This window comes from Candidatus Thermoplasmatota archaeon (assembly GCA_022848865.1).
Classification (GTDB): Archaea; Thermoplasmatota; Thermoplasmata; order RBG-16-68-12; family JAGMCJ01; genus JAGMCJ01.
Window position 1 is genome coordinate 1 of the sequence record JAJISE010000133.1, and the last position, 505, is coordinate 505.

At 57.0% G+C, this 505-nt stretch carries 1 protein-coding gene; it reads left to right on the forward strand.

What is annotated here, in order from left to right:
- Positions 1-505 (forward strand): DUF11 domain-containing protein (locus LN415_10040; protein ID MCJ2557411.1); only part of this gene is annotated, 505 nt, incomplete at both ends.

Sequence of the window (505 nt, forward strand, 5' to 3'; positions counted from 1 at the left end):
TAACCGTCACAGTGGACGTCGGAACAGCCGACGAGACACTGCTTCACAACACAGGCACGCTCGACTACTCCGATGCAAATGGCAACTTCATCGAGCAGCTCAGCGACTACGCGGACGTCGTCGTGACAGCTCCGATACTGTCCTTCACCAAGACCGCAGACGTCACAACAGCTGACCCAGGCGACACGATCGTCTACACGCTCGAGTACGAGAACAGCGGGACCGGTTGGGCCACTCTCGTAAAGATAGTCGATACCATCCCAGCTGATACCACATACGTGAGTTCCAATCCAGTCTGCGACACCGTCGTTGGCGATGTCTACACATGGAACATCGGCGACCTGGCACCAGGCGGAAGCGGAACGATCACCATAACCGTCACAGTGGACGTCGGAACAGCCGACGAGACACTGCTTCACAATGAAGCGACACTCGACTATGCGGACGCCAATGGCAACTACTACACTCAGCTCAGCGACTACGCGGACGTCGTCGTGACAGCTCC